General features: G+C 72.2%; 9 protein-coding genes. 4 read left to right on the top strand and 5 right to left on the bottom strand.

What is annotated here, in order from left to right:
- Positions 1 to 53 precede the first annotated feature (53 nt).
- From O7631_RS19345 to O7631_RS19335, 3 genes are read right to left on the bottom strand one after another with little or no spacing between them, the layout of a single operon-like run.
- A complete protein-coding gene (locus O7631_RS19345; RefSeq protein WP_278145499.1) occupies positions 54 to 764 on the bottom strand; it encodes an SDR family oxidoreductase in 711 nt (236 codons plus the stop codon).
- Positions 761 to 1,369: an aminodeoxychorismate/anthranilate synthase component II gene (locus tag O7631_RS19340; protein ID WP_269678330.1), complete on the bottom strand. Its 609-nt coding sequence runs from the start codon at positions 1,367 to 1,369 to the stop codon at positions 761 to 763. The genes O7631_RS19345 and O7631_RS19340 overlap by 4 nt, the downstream gene beginning before the upstream one ends.
- On the bottom strand, positions 1,366 to 2,799 hold the full coding sequence (locus O7631_RS19335) for an anthranilate synthase component I family protein (RefSeq protein ID WP_278145498.1): 1,434 nt from the start codon (positions 2,797 to 2,799) through the stop codon (positions 1,366 to 1,368). The genes O7631_RS19340 and O7631_RS19335 overlap by 4 nt, the downstream gene beginning before the upstream one ends.
- A 455-nt stretch (positions 2,800 to 3,254) precedes the next feature.
- Here O7631_RS19335 and O7631_RS19330 point away from each other — a divergent pair, with 455 nt between their 5' ends.
- From O7631_RS19330 to O7631_RS19315, 4 genes are all read left to right on the top strand, one after another.
- The gene (locus O7631_RS19330; RefSeq protein WP_278145497.1) at positions 3,255 to 4,676 is read left to right on the top strand and encodes a PLP-dependent aminotransferase family protein; all 1,422 of its coding nucleotides are present in this window, start codon (positions 3,255 to 3,257) and stop codon (positions 4,674 to 4,676) included.
- A gap of 176 nt (positions 4,677 to 4,852) precedes the next feature.
- On the top strand, positions 4,853 to 10,255 hold the full coding sequence (locus O7631_RS19325; RefSeq protein WP_278145496.1) for a carboxyl transferase domain-containing protein: 5,403 nt from the start codon (positions 4,853 to 4,855) through the stop codon (positions 10,253 to 10,255).
- 137 nt (positions 10,256 to 10,392) lie between these two features.
- Positions 10,393 to 10,635, top strand: coding sequence for a DUF5988 family protein (locus O7631_RS19320; protein WP_278145495.1), 243 nt, complete (start codon positions 10,393 to 10,395; stop codon positions 10,633 to 10,635).
- Between the two features lie 267 nt (positions 10,636 to 10,902).
- Complete coding sequence (locus O7631_RS19315; protein ID WP_278145494.1) at positions 10,903 to 11,607, top strand: 4'-phosphopantetheinyl transferase superfamily protein; 705 nt, start codon at positions 10,903 to 10,905, stop codon at positions 11,605 to 11,607.
- A gap of 220 nt (positions 11,608 to 11,827) precedes the next feature.
- On the opposite strand, the gene scpA is transcribed toward O7631_RS19315, so the two are convergent.
- A complete protein-coding gene (gene scpA / locus O7631_RS19310) occupies positions 11,828 to 13,954 on the bottom strand; it encodes a methylmalonyl-CoA mutase (RefSeq protein ID WP_278145493.1) in 2,127 nt (708 codons plus the stop codon).
- A complete protein-coding gene (locus O7631_RS19305; protein ID WP_278145492.1) occupies positions 13,951 to 15,720 on the bottom strand; it encodes a methylmalonyl-CoA mutase subunit beta in 1,770 nt (589 codons plus the stop codon). Before O7631_RS19305 ends, scpA begins: the two co-directional genes overlap by 4 nt.
- Between the last annotated feature and the right edge of the window lie 2 nt (positions 15,721 to 15,722).

Raw genomic sequence — 15,722 nt, 5'->3', positions numbered from 1 at the left:
CCTTTCCAGGGATGAGCCGGCTGCCGTGCGGTTGTGGCGGGCCGGGACGCAGGTCAGTGCAGACCGCCGTTGACGTCCATCACGGAAGCGGTGACGTAGCTGCTCTCCGGACCGGCCAGCCAGGCGACCGCCGCGGCGACCTCGGCCGGCGAGCCGAACCGGCCGACCGGGATCCGGGCCCGGTAGTCGTCGCGACGCTCGACCGGAATCCGGGCGGCCATCGGGGTGTCGACCAGGCCCGGGGCGACCGCGTTGACCCGGATCCGGTGCTCGGCGAGCGACCGGCCGAGGCTGCGGGTCAGCGCGATGCACGCGCCCTTCGACGCCCCGTACGCGGCGTCCGGGCTCCCCGACTGCCCGCTGATCGAGGCGACGTTGACCACCGTGCCGGGACGACCGGCGGCGATCAGCGCACGGACGAACACCTGGGTGCAGAAGAACGCGGCGCCCAGGTTGACGTCGAGCACCTGCGCGTACGTCTTCGGGTCGTAGTCGAGGAAGTCCCGGGCGTGGTAGACGCCGGCATTGTTGACCAGCACCGTCGGCTGGCCGTAGCGCTCGTCGATGCGCGCGAAGAGCTGCTCCACCTGCTCCGGAACGGCCACGTCGGCGACCAGCGAGGCGTACGCCGCCGGGTCGCCGGCCCTGTCGACGTCGACGCCGAGCACCCGGTGCCCGGAGCCGGTCAGGGCGGCCGTCACGGCCCGGCCGATGCCGCCCGCCGCGCCGGTGACCACGGCCAGGGGTGCCGACTGATCGGTCATGACGACCCCGCCGCCCGGGACCCGGCCACCGGCAGCGCCGTGGCGCTTCGCAGGAAGTTGTCGAACAGGCGCAGCCCGTCCTCGGTGAGCACGCTCTCCGGGTGGAACTGCACCCCCTCCACCGGCAGGCTCAGGTGTCGTACCCCCATCACGTAGCCGTCGTCGGACGACCGCGCGGTGACCTCCAGGGCCGGCGGCGCCGGGTCCGCGACGATGAGCGAGTGGTAGCGGGTGACGGTGAGCGGGGCGGACGCCCCGGCGAAGACTCCCCGGCCGTCGTGGCCGACCACGCTCGTCTTGCCGTGCATCAGGTGCCGGGCGACGGCGACCGAACCGCCGTAGGCGAGACCGATCGCCTGGTGGCCGAGGCAGACGCCGAGCAGCGGCACCTGGCCGGCGAAGGCGTGCACCAGCTCCACGTGCCCGGACTCGGCGGGGTGGCCGGGCCCGGGGCCGAGCACCACCGCGTCCGGTCGCAGCGCGGCCAGCTCGTCGCTTGTCCGGGAGCGGGAACGGACGACCACGGTCCGCGCGCCGAGCGTGCGGAGGTACTGGTCGATGATGTGGGTGAAACTGTCGTACGCGTCGACGAGCAGAACCTTCACGGCAGCAGCTCCGTACCGGTCAGGGCCCAGAAGGTGGCGCTCATCTTGGCCAGCGTCTCCCGCCACTCGGCGTCCGGGTTGGAGTCGGCCACGACCCCGGCGGAGGCCTGGGTGCGGTAGCGGTGGCCGTCGTGCACGGCGGTGCGGATGCAGAGTGCGAGCACCGCGAACCCGCGCACGTCGACCAGGCCGATCGACCCGGCGTACACGCCCCGGGGTTCGTCCTCCAGCCCGTCGATGATCTCCATGGCCCGCAGCTTCGGCGCGCCGGTCATGGTGCCGGCGGGAAAGGCGGCGCAGATCGCCGCCCAGGCGTCGGCGTCGTCGGCGAGTTGCCCGGAGACGGTGGAGACGAGGTGGTGCACGTACGCGAACGGCTCGACGTCGAACATCGTGTCGACGCTGAGCGTCCCCGGCACGCAGACCCGACCGATGTCGTTGCGGCAGAGGTCGACGAGCATGACGTGCTCGGCGCGTTCTTTCTCGCTGGCGGTCAGCTCGGCCACCAGCCGGCGGTCGGTCTCCGGGTCGGCGCCGCGGGCCGCGGTGCCGGCGATCGGACGCATGGACAGCCGGCCCTGCTCGATGCGGAGGAACAGCTCCGGGCTCGCCCCGATGACGGTCCCGCCGGCCCAGGGCGTGAGGTACATGTAGGGCGACGGGTTGCGGTGCCGCAGCCGCCGGTAGACCTCCAGCGGGGTGAGAGTGGTCTCCACGTCGATCCGGTGACCGATCTGGATCTGGTAGCTGTCCCCCACCTCGATGTGCCGGAGGCACTGCTTGACCCGGGCGGCGAACGTCTCCTCGTCGACGGTGTCCCGGACCAGGCTGGGCGGTGGGGCGGCGGGCACCTCCCGATCGCCGTCCGGCAGCGCGGCGAGGAGGTCCGGCAACCGGTGGGCCGTGGCGTCCTCCGGCAGGTGCGGGCCGGTGGCGGCGAGGTGCCGCACGGTGCCGGTGCGCAGGTCCCACCAGACGGTGTGCCGGAACAGGACGAGGGTGCAGCGCGGGATGTCGTCCACCACCCGGTCGACGGAGAGTTCGTCCATGTCCCGCGCGGCCTCGTACGCGAGGGTGGTGAGGAAGCCGAAGGCGAAGCTGTCGGCGGGCGCGGTGGTCCGCACGGCGAACGCCCGTTGGACGGCCCGGATCGCCGCCCAGACCTCGGGCGGCCCGGCGACGGACCAGACCCGTTCCCGGGCGCGGTGCCGGACCGGCTCGCCCAGGACGGCGGTGAGCACGGCCGCCAGGGCGTCACCGAGCGGGCCGTCGGAGATCACCTCACAGCGGTCGGCGATGAACCGCACCTCGGCGAGGGCGTCCCAGCCGACGGCTGCCGCGTGGCGGTCCTGGGCCGGACCGTCCAGGCTTTCGAAGAGATACAGATCGTCCGGAGAACGAACTTCGGCGAGCGCCGTGTAGAGCGACAAAGGATCGATTGGCGACAGTGTGACAGATGTCACGTCTATTGGAATTGAGTTGGTCGGTGGCGTACGCCGCACCGCCACGGAATGCGACCCAATGAGCCGCGTGGCAGTCTTGGCCGACAATGAGGACACTGCGAAACCCCCTCTGAGCAGCCCGATTCACGCGCCCCCGTTGGCGTTGACCCCGCCACTGACGCGGCAGATCGGACTCTTCCCCCCAGCACAAAAGGACTCGCACGACCACCCGTGCGCCGAGGCCGGTGACGGTGCCGAGGTCCATATTGGACATACTCGGAACGTACGCCCTGATTCGCCGACAGCAGGTGGTTGCGCGTCCGACCAACACTTTCCTCAGGCGCAGATCACGCTGTCCATACCACTTCGACGACGCCGGAGCGGACCACTTGTCCCTGAATCTAAGCCTGTCAATAGATGGTCAATCGCGTGAAACGCTGGCAGTGCAGCTCCGTAACGCATTCCGCACACAGATCGAGGAGGGCACGCTTCGCCCGGGCACCCGGCTGCCGTCGAGCCGGCAACTCGCCGTCGACCTCGGGGTGTCCCGCAGTGTGGTCGTCGAGGCGTACGAGCAGCTCTGCGCCGAGGGGTACCTCGTCTCCCAGCACGGCTCGGGCACCTCCGTGGCGGCGACGGCGCGCACCGACAGCGGCTCGGCGCTCACTCCGCACGACAGCACGTCGACGGCGGCGGTCTGGGACCTGCGCACCGGCGGCCTGCACAGCTCCACCTTCCCCCGCCAGGACTGGATCCGGGCGGTCAGCGCGGTGGTCACCTCGGCCGGCCACCGGGAGCTGGGGTACGCCCCGCCGTCGGGCCTGCCGGTCGTGCGGCACACCCTCGCCGGCTACCTCGGTCGGGTGCGGGGCGTCCGCAGCCGACCCGAACACCTCATGATCACCTCAGGGTTCGCCCAGGGGCTGGCACTGCTCTGCCGGGAACTGCGCGACCGGGGCCACCACACCGTCGGTGTGGAGGACCCGGGTCACCCGGGCGAGTGGGAGTTCATCGCCGACGCCGGCCTGCGCCCGGTGGGCCTCCCGGTGGACGCCGACGGCATCCGGGTCGACGCGCTGGCCGCGAGCGGGGTCCGCGCCGTGCTCGTCACCCCGGCCAGCCAGTTCCCCACCGGGGCCACCCTCAGCGCGCACCGTCGGGAGCAACTCGTGGCCTGGGCCGAGGCGGTCGACGGCTACATCGTCGAGGACGACTTCGACGCCGCCTTCGTGGCCCCCGCCCAGCGGATGCCGGCACTGCAGAGCCTCGCCCCGGACCGGGTGATCTACGCCGGCAGCGCCAGCAAGGTCCTCGCCCCGGCACTGCGCCTCGGCTGGCTGGCCACCCCCGCCGCGCTCACCGCGCCGATCGAGCGGGTCCGCGCCGGCTGGGACATCGGCTGTTCCAGCCTGGAACAACTCGCCCTCGCCCGGCTGATCGACACCGGGGTCTTCGACCGGCACCTACGCCGACTCGCCGCCGACATCCAGAAGCGCCGTCAGGCGGTCCACCAGTTCGTCGCCCGCGAGATGCCGGGCACCACGGTGTTCGGCGGGCACAACGGGTTGCAGACGTACCTGGTGCTGCCCGAGCGGTGCGACGAGGAGGCGCTGGTGCAGGCGGCGCGGCGGCGCTCGGTACTGGTCCGTGGCGGACGCTTCTACGCCCTGCGAGCCGACGACCGACCGCCGGCGCTGGTCGTCGGCTACGCCGGGGTGCGCGGCTCGGAGCTGAGCCGCGGCCTGGCCGGGATCGCCGGGGCGTACCGCGAGACGACCGGCCGCGCCGGCGCCCGGTCCACACCCGACACCCCTGTCGCCTCGGTGTCGTCACGCTGGGCGTCTTCCCGCGCGAGGCGAAGCTAAGGCCTGTTTCATGAGGGCGGTCGAGCTGAGGCGGCGTCCGGGGCGGCGATCCTTAGGGGTGTTGGCTGCTCCGCGAGGCGGGCTACGGTCCGGCCGTGGCCGTACCGCGATGCGCGCGCGGGTCACTCGGAATCGTCGTCCGTCGAAGCGTCGGACGACGGGGGAGGGGTCGACCGGTGTTCAGGCGTATCGCGATCATCAATCGGGGCGAGGCCGCGATGCGGCTGATCCATGCCGTACGGGACCTGTCCGCGGAGTCGGGCGACCACATCGAGACCGTCGCCCTCTACACCGACGAGGACCGGACGGCGACCTTCGTCCGAGCGGCCGACGTGACGTACCCGTTGGGCGCCGCGGCCACCCGCCCCTACCTCAACCACGAGCTGCTGGAACGCGCCTTGGTCGAGACCGGCGCCGACGCGGCCTGGGTCGGTTGGGGATTCGTCGCGGAGGATCCGGCGTTCGCCGAGCTGTGCGAGCGGCTCGGGGTGACGTTCGTGGGGCCCAGCGCGGACGCGATGCGCAAACTCGGGGACAAGATCGGCTCGAAGCTGATCGCCGAGGAGGTCGGCGTGCCGGTCGCCCCGTGGAGCCGGGGCGAGGTCGCCACCCTGCAGGACGCCCTCCGCGCGGGCGAACGGATCGGCTATCCACTCATGCTCAAGGCGACCGCCGGTGGTGGTGGGCGTGGCATCCGACGGGTCGACTCGGCGGAGGACCTCACCGACGCCTACGAGCGGACCAGCCAGGAGGCGCTGCGGGCCTTCGGTTCGGGCGTCGTCTTCCTGGAACGACTGGTCACCGGCGCCCGGCACGTCGAGGTGCAGATGATCGCCGACGGGCAGGGCGGCGCCTGGGCCCTCGGCGTACGCGACTGCTCGGTGCAGCGTCGCAACCAGAAGATCATCGAGGAGTCCGCGTCGCCGGTGCTGGCGGCGGAACAGGTCGCCGAGGTGAAGGCCGCGGCGGTGCGACTCGCGCTGGCGGTCGGCTACCGGGGCGCCGGCACTGTCGAGTTCCTGTACCACCCGGCGCAGAAGCTCTTCGCGTTCCTGGAGGTCAACACGCGCCTGCAGGTCGAGCACCCGATCACCGAGATCACCACCGGCACCGACCTGGTCAAACTCCAACTGCACGTGGCCGGCGGTGGTCGCCTCGACGGCGCGACGCCGGTCGAGGCGGGTCACGCGGTCGAGGCCCGCCTGAACGCCGAGGATCCGGACCGCGACTTCGCGCCCTCCCCCGGCCGGATCGTCCGGCTCGCGCTACCTGCCGGCCCGGGCATCCGGGTGGACACGGGCGTGAGCGAGGGCGACAGCATCCCGGCGGCCTTCGACTCGATGATCGCCAAGATCATCGCGTACGGCCGGGACCGCGACGAGGCCCTCGGTCGCCTGCGCCGGGCCATGTCCGAGACGACGGTCATCATCGAGGGCGGCGCCACCAACAAGAGCTTCGTCCTGGACCTGCTCGACCAGTCCGAGGTGATCGACGGCTCCGCCGACACCGGCTGGATCGACCGGGTCCGCGCCGAGGGCCGCCTGGTCACCCACCGCCACTCCGCGCTCGCCCTCGCCGCGGCCGCCATCGAGGCCTACCAGGACGAGGAGGAGGTCAGCCGGCAACGGCTGCTCACCACCGCGCACGGAGGCCGACCGCAGGCGCAGCACGAGACCGGGCGTCCGCTCGACCTCAAGCTGCGCGGCGTCGGCTACCGGGTCGCGGTGTCGCGGGTGAGCAGCGAGCGGTTCCGTGTCGGCCTGTCGGCGGGCGGCGACGTCCACCGCCTGGACGTGCAGATGCAGCGGTTCGACGAGCACCGGGGGCAGATGCTGGTCAACGGGGAGCGTTTCCGGTTGGTGACCGCCACCCACGGGCCGATCCACACCGTCGAGGTCGACGGTGTCACCCACCGGGTCAGCAGGGACGAGGGCGGCGTGGTCCGCTCCCCCGCACCAGCCCTCGTCGTCGCCACTCCCCTCGCCGCCGGTGACGAGGTCGAGGCGGGCGCACCCATCCTCGTGCTGGAGAGCATGAAGATGGAGAACGTGCTCCGCGCCCCCTTCCGGGCCCGGGTCCGCGAATGCCCGGTCTCGGTCGGCAGCCAGGTCGAGACCGGCACCCCCCTGATGCGCCTCGAACCGCTGGCCGACTCCACCGCCGAGGAGACGTCGGGCGCGGCCGACACCGTCGAGATCGACCTGCCGCCGGCCCCGCCCGGGCCGTCGGCGCAGCAGACCCTTGACGATCTGCGCGCGCTCCTGCTCGGCTACGACGTCGATCCGGGTGAGATCACGCTCCACCCGGCCGCGGGCACCGAGTCGCCGACCGCCCAGCTCGACCTCCTGACGATCTTCGCGAACCTGGCGGAGCTGGCCCGGAACAAGCCCCGCCGGGCCGCCGACGCCCAGCCGGGCAGCGCCGTGCACACCCCGCGCGAGTTCCTCCACAGCTACCTGCAGAGCCTCGACGTCGAACGGGCCGGCGTCTCCCCCACCTTCGTGGCACGCCTCGAACGGGTCCTAGCCCACTACGGCGTGACCAGCCTCGACCGGACGCCGGAGCTGGAGGATGCCGTCTTCCGGATCTTCCTGGCCCAACAGCGCATGGCCGCCGCGGTGCCGCTCGTCTCCGAGGTGCTGCGCCAGCTGCTCGCGGGACCGGCACCCGCCGGTGACCGGCGCGAACCCGCCGGGATCGTCCTCGAACGACTGGTCGAGGCCACCCAGGTCCGCTTCCCCGCTGTCGCCGACCTGGCCCGTGGCCTGGTGTTCCGCTGGTACGCCCAGCCCCTGCTGCGCCGCACCCGCGCCGAGGACTACGCCGAGGTCCGCGCCGACCTGCGACACCTCGACCGGCACCCGGACGCACCGGATCGCGCCGAGCGCGTGCAACGGATGGTCGCCTGCCGGCAGCCCCTCGTACGGATCATCGGCCAGCGCATCCGACGCGGGGGCGACACCGAGCACGGCCCCCTGCTGGAGGTGCTGACCCGGCGCTACTACGGCAACCGGGGGCTGCGGGCCGTCACCCCGCGAGGCAGCTTCGTCACCGCCCAGCACGGCACCACGCACATCGTGGCGGGCGCCACCGACATTCCCGGTCTCCCCGAAACCCTCACCGCGCTCGCCGAGCTGGCCGCCGACGCCCCGGCCGGGCTGGTCGCGGACCTCTACGTCGCGCTGGGCGACCAGCCCGACGACGACGAGGCGATCGCCGTACGGCTCGGGAAGCTCTTCGCGGACCACTCGCTGCCCTCGACCGTCGAGCGGGTGACCGCCACAGTGGCCAGCTCCACCGGCGCGGTCATGCACCACTACTTCACGTTCCGGCCCGGGGAGGGCGGCTTCACCGAGGACCGGCTGATCCGGGGCCTGCACCCGCAGATCGCCCAACGCCTGCAACTGGAACGGCTCCGCGAGTTCGACCTGACCCGGCTGTCCTCGGCCGACGAGGAGATCTACCTCTTCAAGGCCGTGGCCCGCAGCAACCCGGCCGACGAACGGCTGATCGCCATGGGCCAGATCCGCGACCTGACCCCGCTGCGGGAGACCGACGGGCGGCTGGTCGCCCTGCCCGCCCTGGAGGAGGCCACCACCCTGGCCCTGGACGCGATCCGCGACATCCAGGCGCGGCGCCCGCAGGACAAGCGCTTCGACACCAACCGGATCCTGATGTACGTCTGGCCGCCCACCGACCTGTCGCGTGACGAGCTGAACGCGCTGGTCCAGCGGATCCTGCCGACGACGGTCGGCGCCGGGCTGGAGGAGGTGCAGTTCATCGCCCGCCAGCCGCGTGCGGCCGGGGACGTGGCGGTGACGATCACAGTCGACCCGGGCGGCGCCCGGCTGCACGTGGGCGCGCCGTCCACCGAAGCGGTACGCCCGTTGGACGACTACCGGCAGAAGGTGCTCCGCGCCGCACGCCGGGGCACCACCTACCCGTACGAGCTGACCGGGCTGCTCGGTCGGTTCACCGAGTACGACCTCGACCCGTCCGGGACGCTGGTGCCCGTCGACCGGCCGAAGGGGAGGAACTCGGCGGCCATCGTCGCCGGCCTGGTGACCACCGCGACCGAGCGGTACCCGGAGGGGATCACCCGTGTGGTGCTGCTCGGCGACCCGACGAAGTCGCTGGGCGCGCTCTCCGAACCCGAGTGCGCCCGTGTCATCGCCGCCCTCGACCTCGCCGAGCACCTGCGGGTGCCCCTCGAATGGTTCGCGCTGTCGGCCGGTGCCCGGATCTCGATGACCTCGGGCACCGAGAACATGGACTGGGTGGCCGCCGCGCTCAAGCGCGTCGTGACGTTCACCCAGGCCGGCGGTGAGATCAACATCGTGGTGGCCGGCATCAACGTGGGCGCACAGCCGTACTGGAACGCCGAGGCGACGATGCTCATGCACACCAAGGGCATCCTGGTCATGACCCCGGACTCCGCGATGGTGCTCACCGGCAAACACTCGCTCGACTTCTCCGGTGGCGTGTCCGCCGAGGACAACTTCGGCATCGGCGGCTACGACCGGGTGATGGGCCCGAACGGGCAGGCCCAGTACTGGGCACCCGACCTGCCGGCGGCCCGGGACGTGCTGATGGCCCACTACGACCACACCTACGTCGTACCCGGGGAGACCGGGCCCCGGCGGGCGGACACCGACGACCCGGTGGACCGGGACGTCTCGGACTACCCGCATACCGTCGACGGCAGCGACTTCACCACCGTCGGGCAGATCTTCTCGGCGACCCACAACCCGGACCGCAAGAAGGCCTTCGACATCCGTACTGTCCTGCGCGCCCTGTCCGACCAGGACCACCCCGTCCTCGAACGCTGGGCCGGGATGGCCGACGCCGACACGTCGGTGGTCCAAGACGCGCACGTCGGCGGCTATCCCGTCTGCCTCGTCGGCATCGAGTCGCGGCCCGTACCCCGGCGTGGGTTCCCGCCCACCGACGGGCCGGACACCTACACGGCGGGCACCCTGTTCCCCCGCTCGTCGAAGAAGACGGCACGGGCCATCAACGCGGCGTCCGGCAACCGACCGCTCGTCGTCCTGGCCAACCTGTCCGGCTTCGACGGCTCCCCCGAGTCGATGCGCCACCTGCAACTGGAGTACGGCGCCGAGATCGGTCGGGCGATCGTGAACTTCGACGGACCGATCGTCTTCTGCGTGATCTCCCGCTACCACGGCGGTGCGTTCGTGGTCTTCTCCAAGGCCCTCAACCCGTCCATGACGGTGCTCGCGCTGGAAGGATCGTTCGCCTCGGTGCTCGGCGGCGCCCCGGCGGCGGCTGTCGTCTTCTCCGGTGAGGTCAACACCCGTACCGCCAGGGACCCGCGCGTCGCGGACCTGCACGCGCAGGTGGCCGGGACGACCGGCGCGGAGCGCGCGGCAGTGAACACCCGGCTCGCCGAGGTGCGCTCCGCGGTCCGCGCGGAGAAGCTGGGCGAGGTGGCGGCGGAGTTCGACCGGGTGCACAGCATCCAGCGAGCCGTCGAGGTCGGCTCGGTCGACGCCATCGTCAGCACGGCCGACCTGCGGCCGCGCGTCATCGAGGCGATCGAGCACGGCCTGAAGCGCTGAAACGCACCGCGGCCTTCCGCATCTCGCGATCCGTCGCGCCTGCGACACCGCGGTACTAGGGGTCTGTGTCGGGGCCGGAGCCGCCAGCATGCTGGACTCCGGAGCAACGACGCTCCCTGGCAGAGAGGAACGATCCGATGCCTCAGCAGTACCTGACGCTCGATCGACCCGCCGTGGCACCAACGTCCGAGCCCGTGCTGGTGTTCCTCCAGGGTGGACCCGACGGCGTCCCACGCACGGTGGTGGCCACCGTCGAGCAGCTGGTCTACGGGAAGATCAAGGTGCCCTACCTCGCCGGCTACGAGCACTTCGAGCGCCGCGTCGGTGACGGCGCCCCACTGTTGTTCACCTGGACCGGCCGAACCAAGATCGCCGAGTGATCCGGGGCGGATCGCGGGCCGTACCCCTGCCGGCGGCAGCGGCACGACGGCCCGCGACCGGGCCCCCCACCTGCCCCTAGCCGTCGAGGGCACTCCCTTAGCCCAGCGGGCGCGGCCCGTGAAAGCCGCAGCGTTCGTTCCCTGTGGCTACCAGCGCCGATACTGTTGAAGCGTGACCAATGTCAGCCGTGCCCAGCCACTGCCGCCCACCGGCGTCAGCTCGGGTGTCGCTGACTCCGGAACCGTTTCTCCGGCGCGGAGGAAGCCATGATCGAGTCTATTCTTCCCGGCGCCGTGACGGCCGTCGACACGTTCGTGGACCCGCCCGGCGCCGACCTCTTCCCGGAAGAGGAGGCCGTCGTCCGCAAGGCGGTGGACAAGCGCCGCCGCGAGTTCACCACGGCCCGCTGGTGCGCCCGCCAGGCGATGCGACGGATCGGGATCGCCCCCGCGCCGGTCCTGCCCGGCACCCGGGGCGAGCCCCAGTGGCCGTTCGGGATGGTCGGCAGCATCACCCACTGCGCCGGCTACCGGGCCGCGGTCCTCGCCGAACAGGAGAAGGTCACCACCGTCGGCATCGACGCCGAGCCCAACGACGCCCTCGCCAACGGCGTGCTCGAAGCCGTCTCCCTGGCCGAGGAGCGGGACCGCATCGCCGTCCTGCTGCGGGACCACCCCGGTGTCGCCTGGGACCGGCTGCTGTTCAGCGCCAAGGAGTCGGTCTACAAGGCCTGGTTCCCGTTGACCGCGCGGTGGCTCGACTTCGAGGACGCGAACATCGTCATAGACCCGCTGAACGGCACGTTCACGGCCGCGTTGCTGGTGACCGGGCCCTGGGTGCACGGTCGACGACTCAGCGGCTTCAGCGGCCGCTGGCTGGCCGAGCAGGGCCTCGTCGTCACCGCCATCACCGTGCTCGCCCCGGTGGCCCCGAAGACCCGCACCACCGGCCGCGTCGCCGCGCACCGCTAGACGGGTGGGTCCTGGGTCAGGCCGGCGCTGTGGGCAGCGGGGGGCCCGCCATCCGCTTCGGCCGGCCGATGCGTGATCGAGCGGTATACCTCAAAGGTATAAATATGACTCTGAGGTATACCGCTCATCACCGCATCCGCCCCGACCGGGGTGACCGACGGTCACCGCCGGCCATCGGCGTACTCGGGCGGGCCTCGGCGACGCCGCCCGGCACGCAACCTCAGCGCAGCAGTCGTTCCAGCAGGTCCACCGCGGCCTCGGCGAGCACCGTCCCGGGCGGGAAGACGGCCGCGGCGCCGGCCCGGCGGAGCGCGGCGATGTCACCCGGAGGCACCACCCCGCCGACCACGATCATGATGTCCGCGCGACCCAGAGCGGTCAGAGCCTCGCGCAACGCGGGCACCAAGGTGAGGTGGCCGGCGGCGAGCGAGTTGACGCCGACGACGTGCACGTCCGCGTCGACGGCCTGCCGGGCCACCTCGTCCGGGGTCTGGAACAGCGGACCGACAGCGACGTCGAAACCCAGGTCGGCGAAGGCGGTGGCGACGACCTTCTGACCGCGGTCGTGACCGTCCTGGCCCATCTTCGCGACCAGGATGCGCGGGCGGGCACCATGCCGGTCGGCGAACGCGTCGGCGGCGGCACGGGCCCGCGCGACACCGGGATCGGCGCCCGCCTCGTCGCGGTACACCCCCTTGGTCGTGCGGATGCGGGCGACGTGCCTGCCGTAGGCCGACTCCAGGGCCGCGGAGATCTCCCCGACGGTGGCGTGCGCCCGGGCGGCGGTGACAGCCAGGTCGAGCAGGTTGGCCGACGGGTCGGTGGCGCCACGGGTGAGAGCGGCCAGGGCGGCGTCGCACGCCGGCTGGTCGCGTTCGGCCCGCAGCCGGCGCAGTTTCGCGACCTGCTCGGCGCGGACCGCCGAGTTGTCCACCTTGCGCACCTCGATGGGATCCTCGACGACCGGCCGGTGCCGGTTGACGCCGATCACCGGTTGCCGGCCCGAGTCGATCCGCGCCTGGGTACGCGCGGCGGCCTCCTCGATCCGCAGCTTCGGCAACCCCTGCTCGATGGCCCGGGCCATGCCCCCGGCCCGTTCGACCTCCCGGATGTGACCCCACGCGCGTTCGGCCAGGTCGTGGGTGAGCCGCTCCAGGTAGGCGCTACCACCCCACGGGTCGATCACCTGGGTGGTGCCGGACTCCTGCTGGAGCAGCAGCTGGGTGTTGCGGGCGATCCGGGCGGAGAAGTCGGTGGGCAACGCCAACGCCTCGTCCAACGCGTTCGTGTGCAGCGACTGCGTGTGGCCCTGGGTGGCCGCCATCGCCTCGACACAGGTCCGCACCACGTTGTTGTACGGATCCTGCGCGGTCAACGACCAGCCGGACGTCTGACAGTGGGTACGCAGCGACAGCGACTTCGGGTCGGTCGCGCCGGCGTCACGCAGCAGCCGCGCCCACAACAGGCGGCCGGCCCGCAGCTTCGCCACCTCCATGAAGAAGTGCATACCGACCGCCCAGAAGAACGACAGCCGGGGGGCGAACGCGTCGACGTCCAGCCCGGCGGTCTGACCGGCGCGCACGTACTCGGCGCCGTCCGCGAGGGTGTACGCCAACTCCAGGTCGGCTGTCGCGCCGGCCTCGTGCATGTGGTAGCCGGAGATCGAGATCGAGTTGAACCGGGGCATCCGTCGCGAGATGTAGGCGAAGATGTCCGCCACGATCCGCATCGAGGGCTCCGGCGGATAGATGTAGGTGTTGCGGACCATGAACTCCTTGAGGATGTCGTTCTGGATCGTTCCCGCCAACTGCTCGGGCGTGACCCCCTGCTCCTCGGCGGTGACGATGTAGAGGGCGAGGATCGGCAGCACCGCGCCGTTCATGGTCATCGACACGCTGATCCGGTCCAGTGGGATGCCCGCGAACAGCTCCCTCATTTCGAGGATCGAGTCGATCGCCACCCCGGCCATGCCCACGTCACCGGCCACCCGGGGGTGGTCGGAGTCGTAACCACGGTGGGTGGCCAGGTCGAACGCGACCGACAGGCCCTTCTGCCCGCCGGCCAGGTTGCGCCGGTAGAACGCGTTGGACTCCTGCGCGGTGGAGAAGCCGGCGTACTGGCGGACCGTCCACGGTCGGGTGGTGTACATGGTCGGGTAGGGGCCACGGACGAACGGGGCGATGCCCGGCAACGAGTCGAGGAAGTCCACTCCCACCAGGTCGTCCGCCGTGTAGAACCGCTTGACGCCGATCCCCTCCGGGGTCTGCCACACGTCGGTCGGCTCCGGGGCCGGGCCACTCGACCCGGGTGGCGTGCCGAGCGCGACGTCGGCGTACGAGGGGATCATCGGGGCACTCCGAGGTCGTCGAGGGTGGTCTCCAGCACGCGCACCGCGTCGCAGCCGGCGTACAGATAGTCGTCGACGCCGGGATGCCCGCCCGGCCGCCCGGCCAGCCAGACCTTCGCCGCGCCGGCCTGTCGGAGCGCGGCCGCGACCGGCGCGGCCTGCTCGGCGTACACCCGGTCGGACGAACAGAGGCAGACCACGGCGCCGGGCGCGACCGCGTCGCCGGGGGCGGTCGTCACGGTGCGGATGCCGCCGGCGGCGAACAGGTTCGCGGTGAAGGTGACCCGGGCGTTGTGCTCGGACGTCCGGCCGATCGCGACCAGGTGCACCACCGGCGTCGTCGGCGCGTCGTCGGCCCGGCGACGCAACTCCTCGAAGCGGAACGCGTAACGGTGGCGGGGCAGGCCGCCGACCGGTGCGGGCGAGCCGGCATGGCGGGTGGGGACCTGTTCGTCCAGATCAGGGAACTCGCTGACCCCGGTGATCGGGTCCTGCCGACGGGCCAGCCGCGTGGCCCGGCGCTCCCAGGTGGCGGCCAGCCGGTCGGCGACCAGACCGCTGCGCAGCGCCGCCCCGATGCCGCCGGCCCGTTCGATGGTGGTGAACCAGTCCCAGGCCGCGCGGGCCAGGTCCTCGGTGCGTGACTCGACGTACCAGGATCCGCCGGCCGGGTCGGTGACCCGGTGCAGGTGCACCTCGTCGAGCAGGATGATCTGGGTGTTGCGGGCGATCCGCTGGGCCGTCTCGTCGGGTCGGCCCAGGGCCAGGTCGAACGGCTGGACGGTGATCGCCCCGGCGCCACCGACGCCCGCGCCGAAGCCGGCGATCGTGGTCCGCAGCAGGTTGCTCCACGGATCCCGGGCGGTCATCATCGCGGCCGAGGTGACCGCGTGCTGCCGTTGCGCCGACGGCCGGTCGGCGCCGGCCACCTCGGTGACCCGGTGCCAGAGCCGGCGGGCCGCGCGGAACTTCGCGATCGTGGCGAACTGGTCGGCGGTCGCCGCGTACCGGAATTCGAGCTGGGCGAGCGACCTCGTCAGCGGGATCCCCCGATCGCTCATCGCCCGCAGGTACGCGACGCCGGTGGCCAGCGCGCACCCCAACTCCTCGGCGTCGCTGCCGCCCGCGTCGTGGTAGGTGGTCGCGTCGACTGTCAGCGCCCGCAGCTCCGGGTGCGCCGTCACCGACTGGGCCGCCAGCTCCGCGGCGACCCGGAGTTCCGGTTCGACGCCGCTGGCCGCGTACGCGCCGATCGGGTCGGCGCCGAGGTTGCCGCGCAACACGCGAGGGTCGATGTGCTGTCGGGTGGCCACGTCCAGCAGGGCGGCGGCGGCCTTGTCGGTCTCGGTGCCGGCGTCGAGCACGATGCCGGTGCGGTCCAGTGGGATACCGGCGAGCAGTTCGCCGAGTTGCTCGGGTGCCGTCGCGCGCAGCCACAGCGAGGTCGCCCCGCCGTGCAGGTCGGCGCGGGCTGCCGCCGCGCTGCGTACCGGGTCGGGGTCGGTGTGCACGGTTCGCACGTCCCACCGGCCGCCGACCGCACCGCCCCGGGTGAACGGCGCCTGCCCGGGTACGCCGTCCGGCACCGTGGTGTGGTGCGAGGTGTAGAGCGGGGCCAGCGGGAATCCGTCGTACGTGGTGGTGGCCAGCAGGTCCGCGGCCTCGTCCGCCCGGGTGTTCTCGTCCGCCCTTCCGGCCTTGCGCAGCACGCTCAGGGTGAGCCGCTGCCAGTCCTCGATGGCGGGAACCGGGAAGTCGTCTGTCATGG

The sequence above is a fragment of the Micromonospora sp. WMMD967 genome, assembly GCF_029626165.1.
Taxonomy (GTDB): Bacteria; Actinomycetota; Actinomycetes; order Mycobacteriales; family Micromonosporaceae; genus Micromonospora; species Micromonospora taraxaci.
Note: the sequence above shows the minus strand (reverse complement) of the source record. Positions and strands in the feature narration are given on the sequence as shown.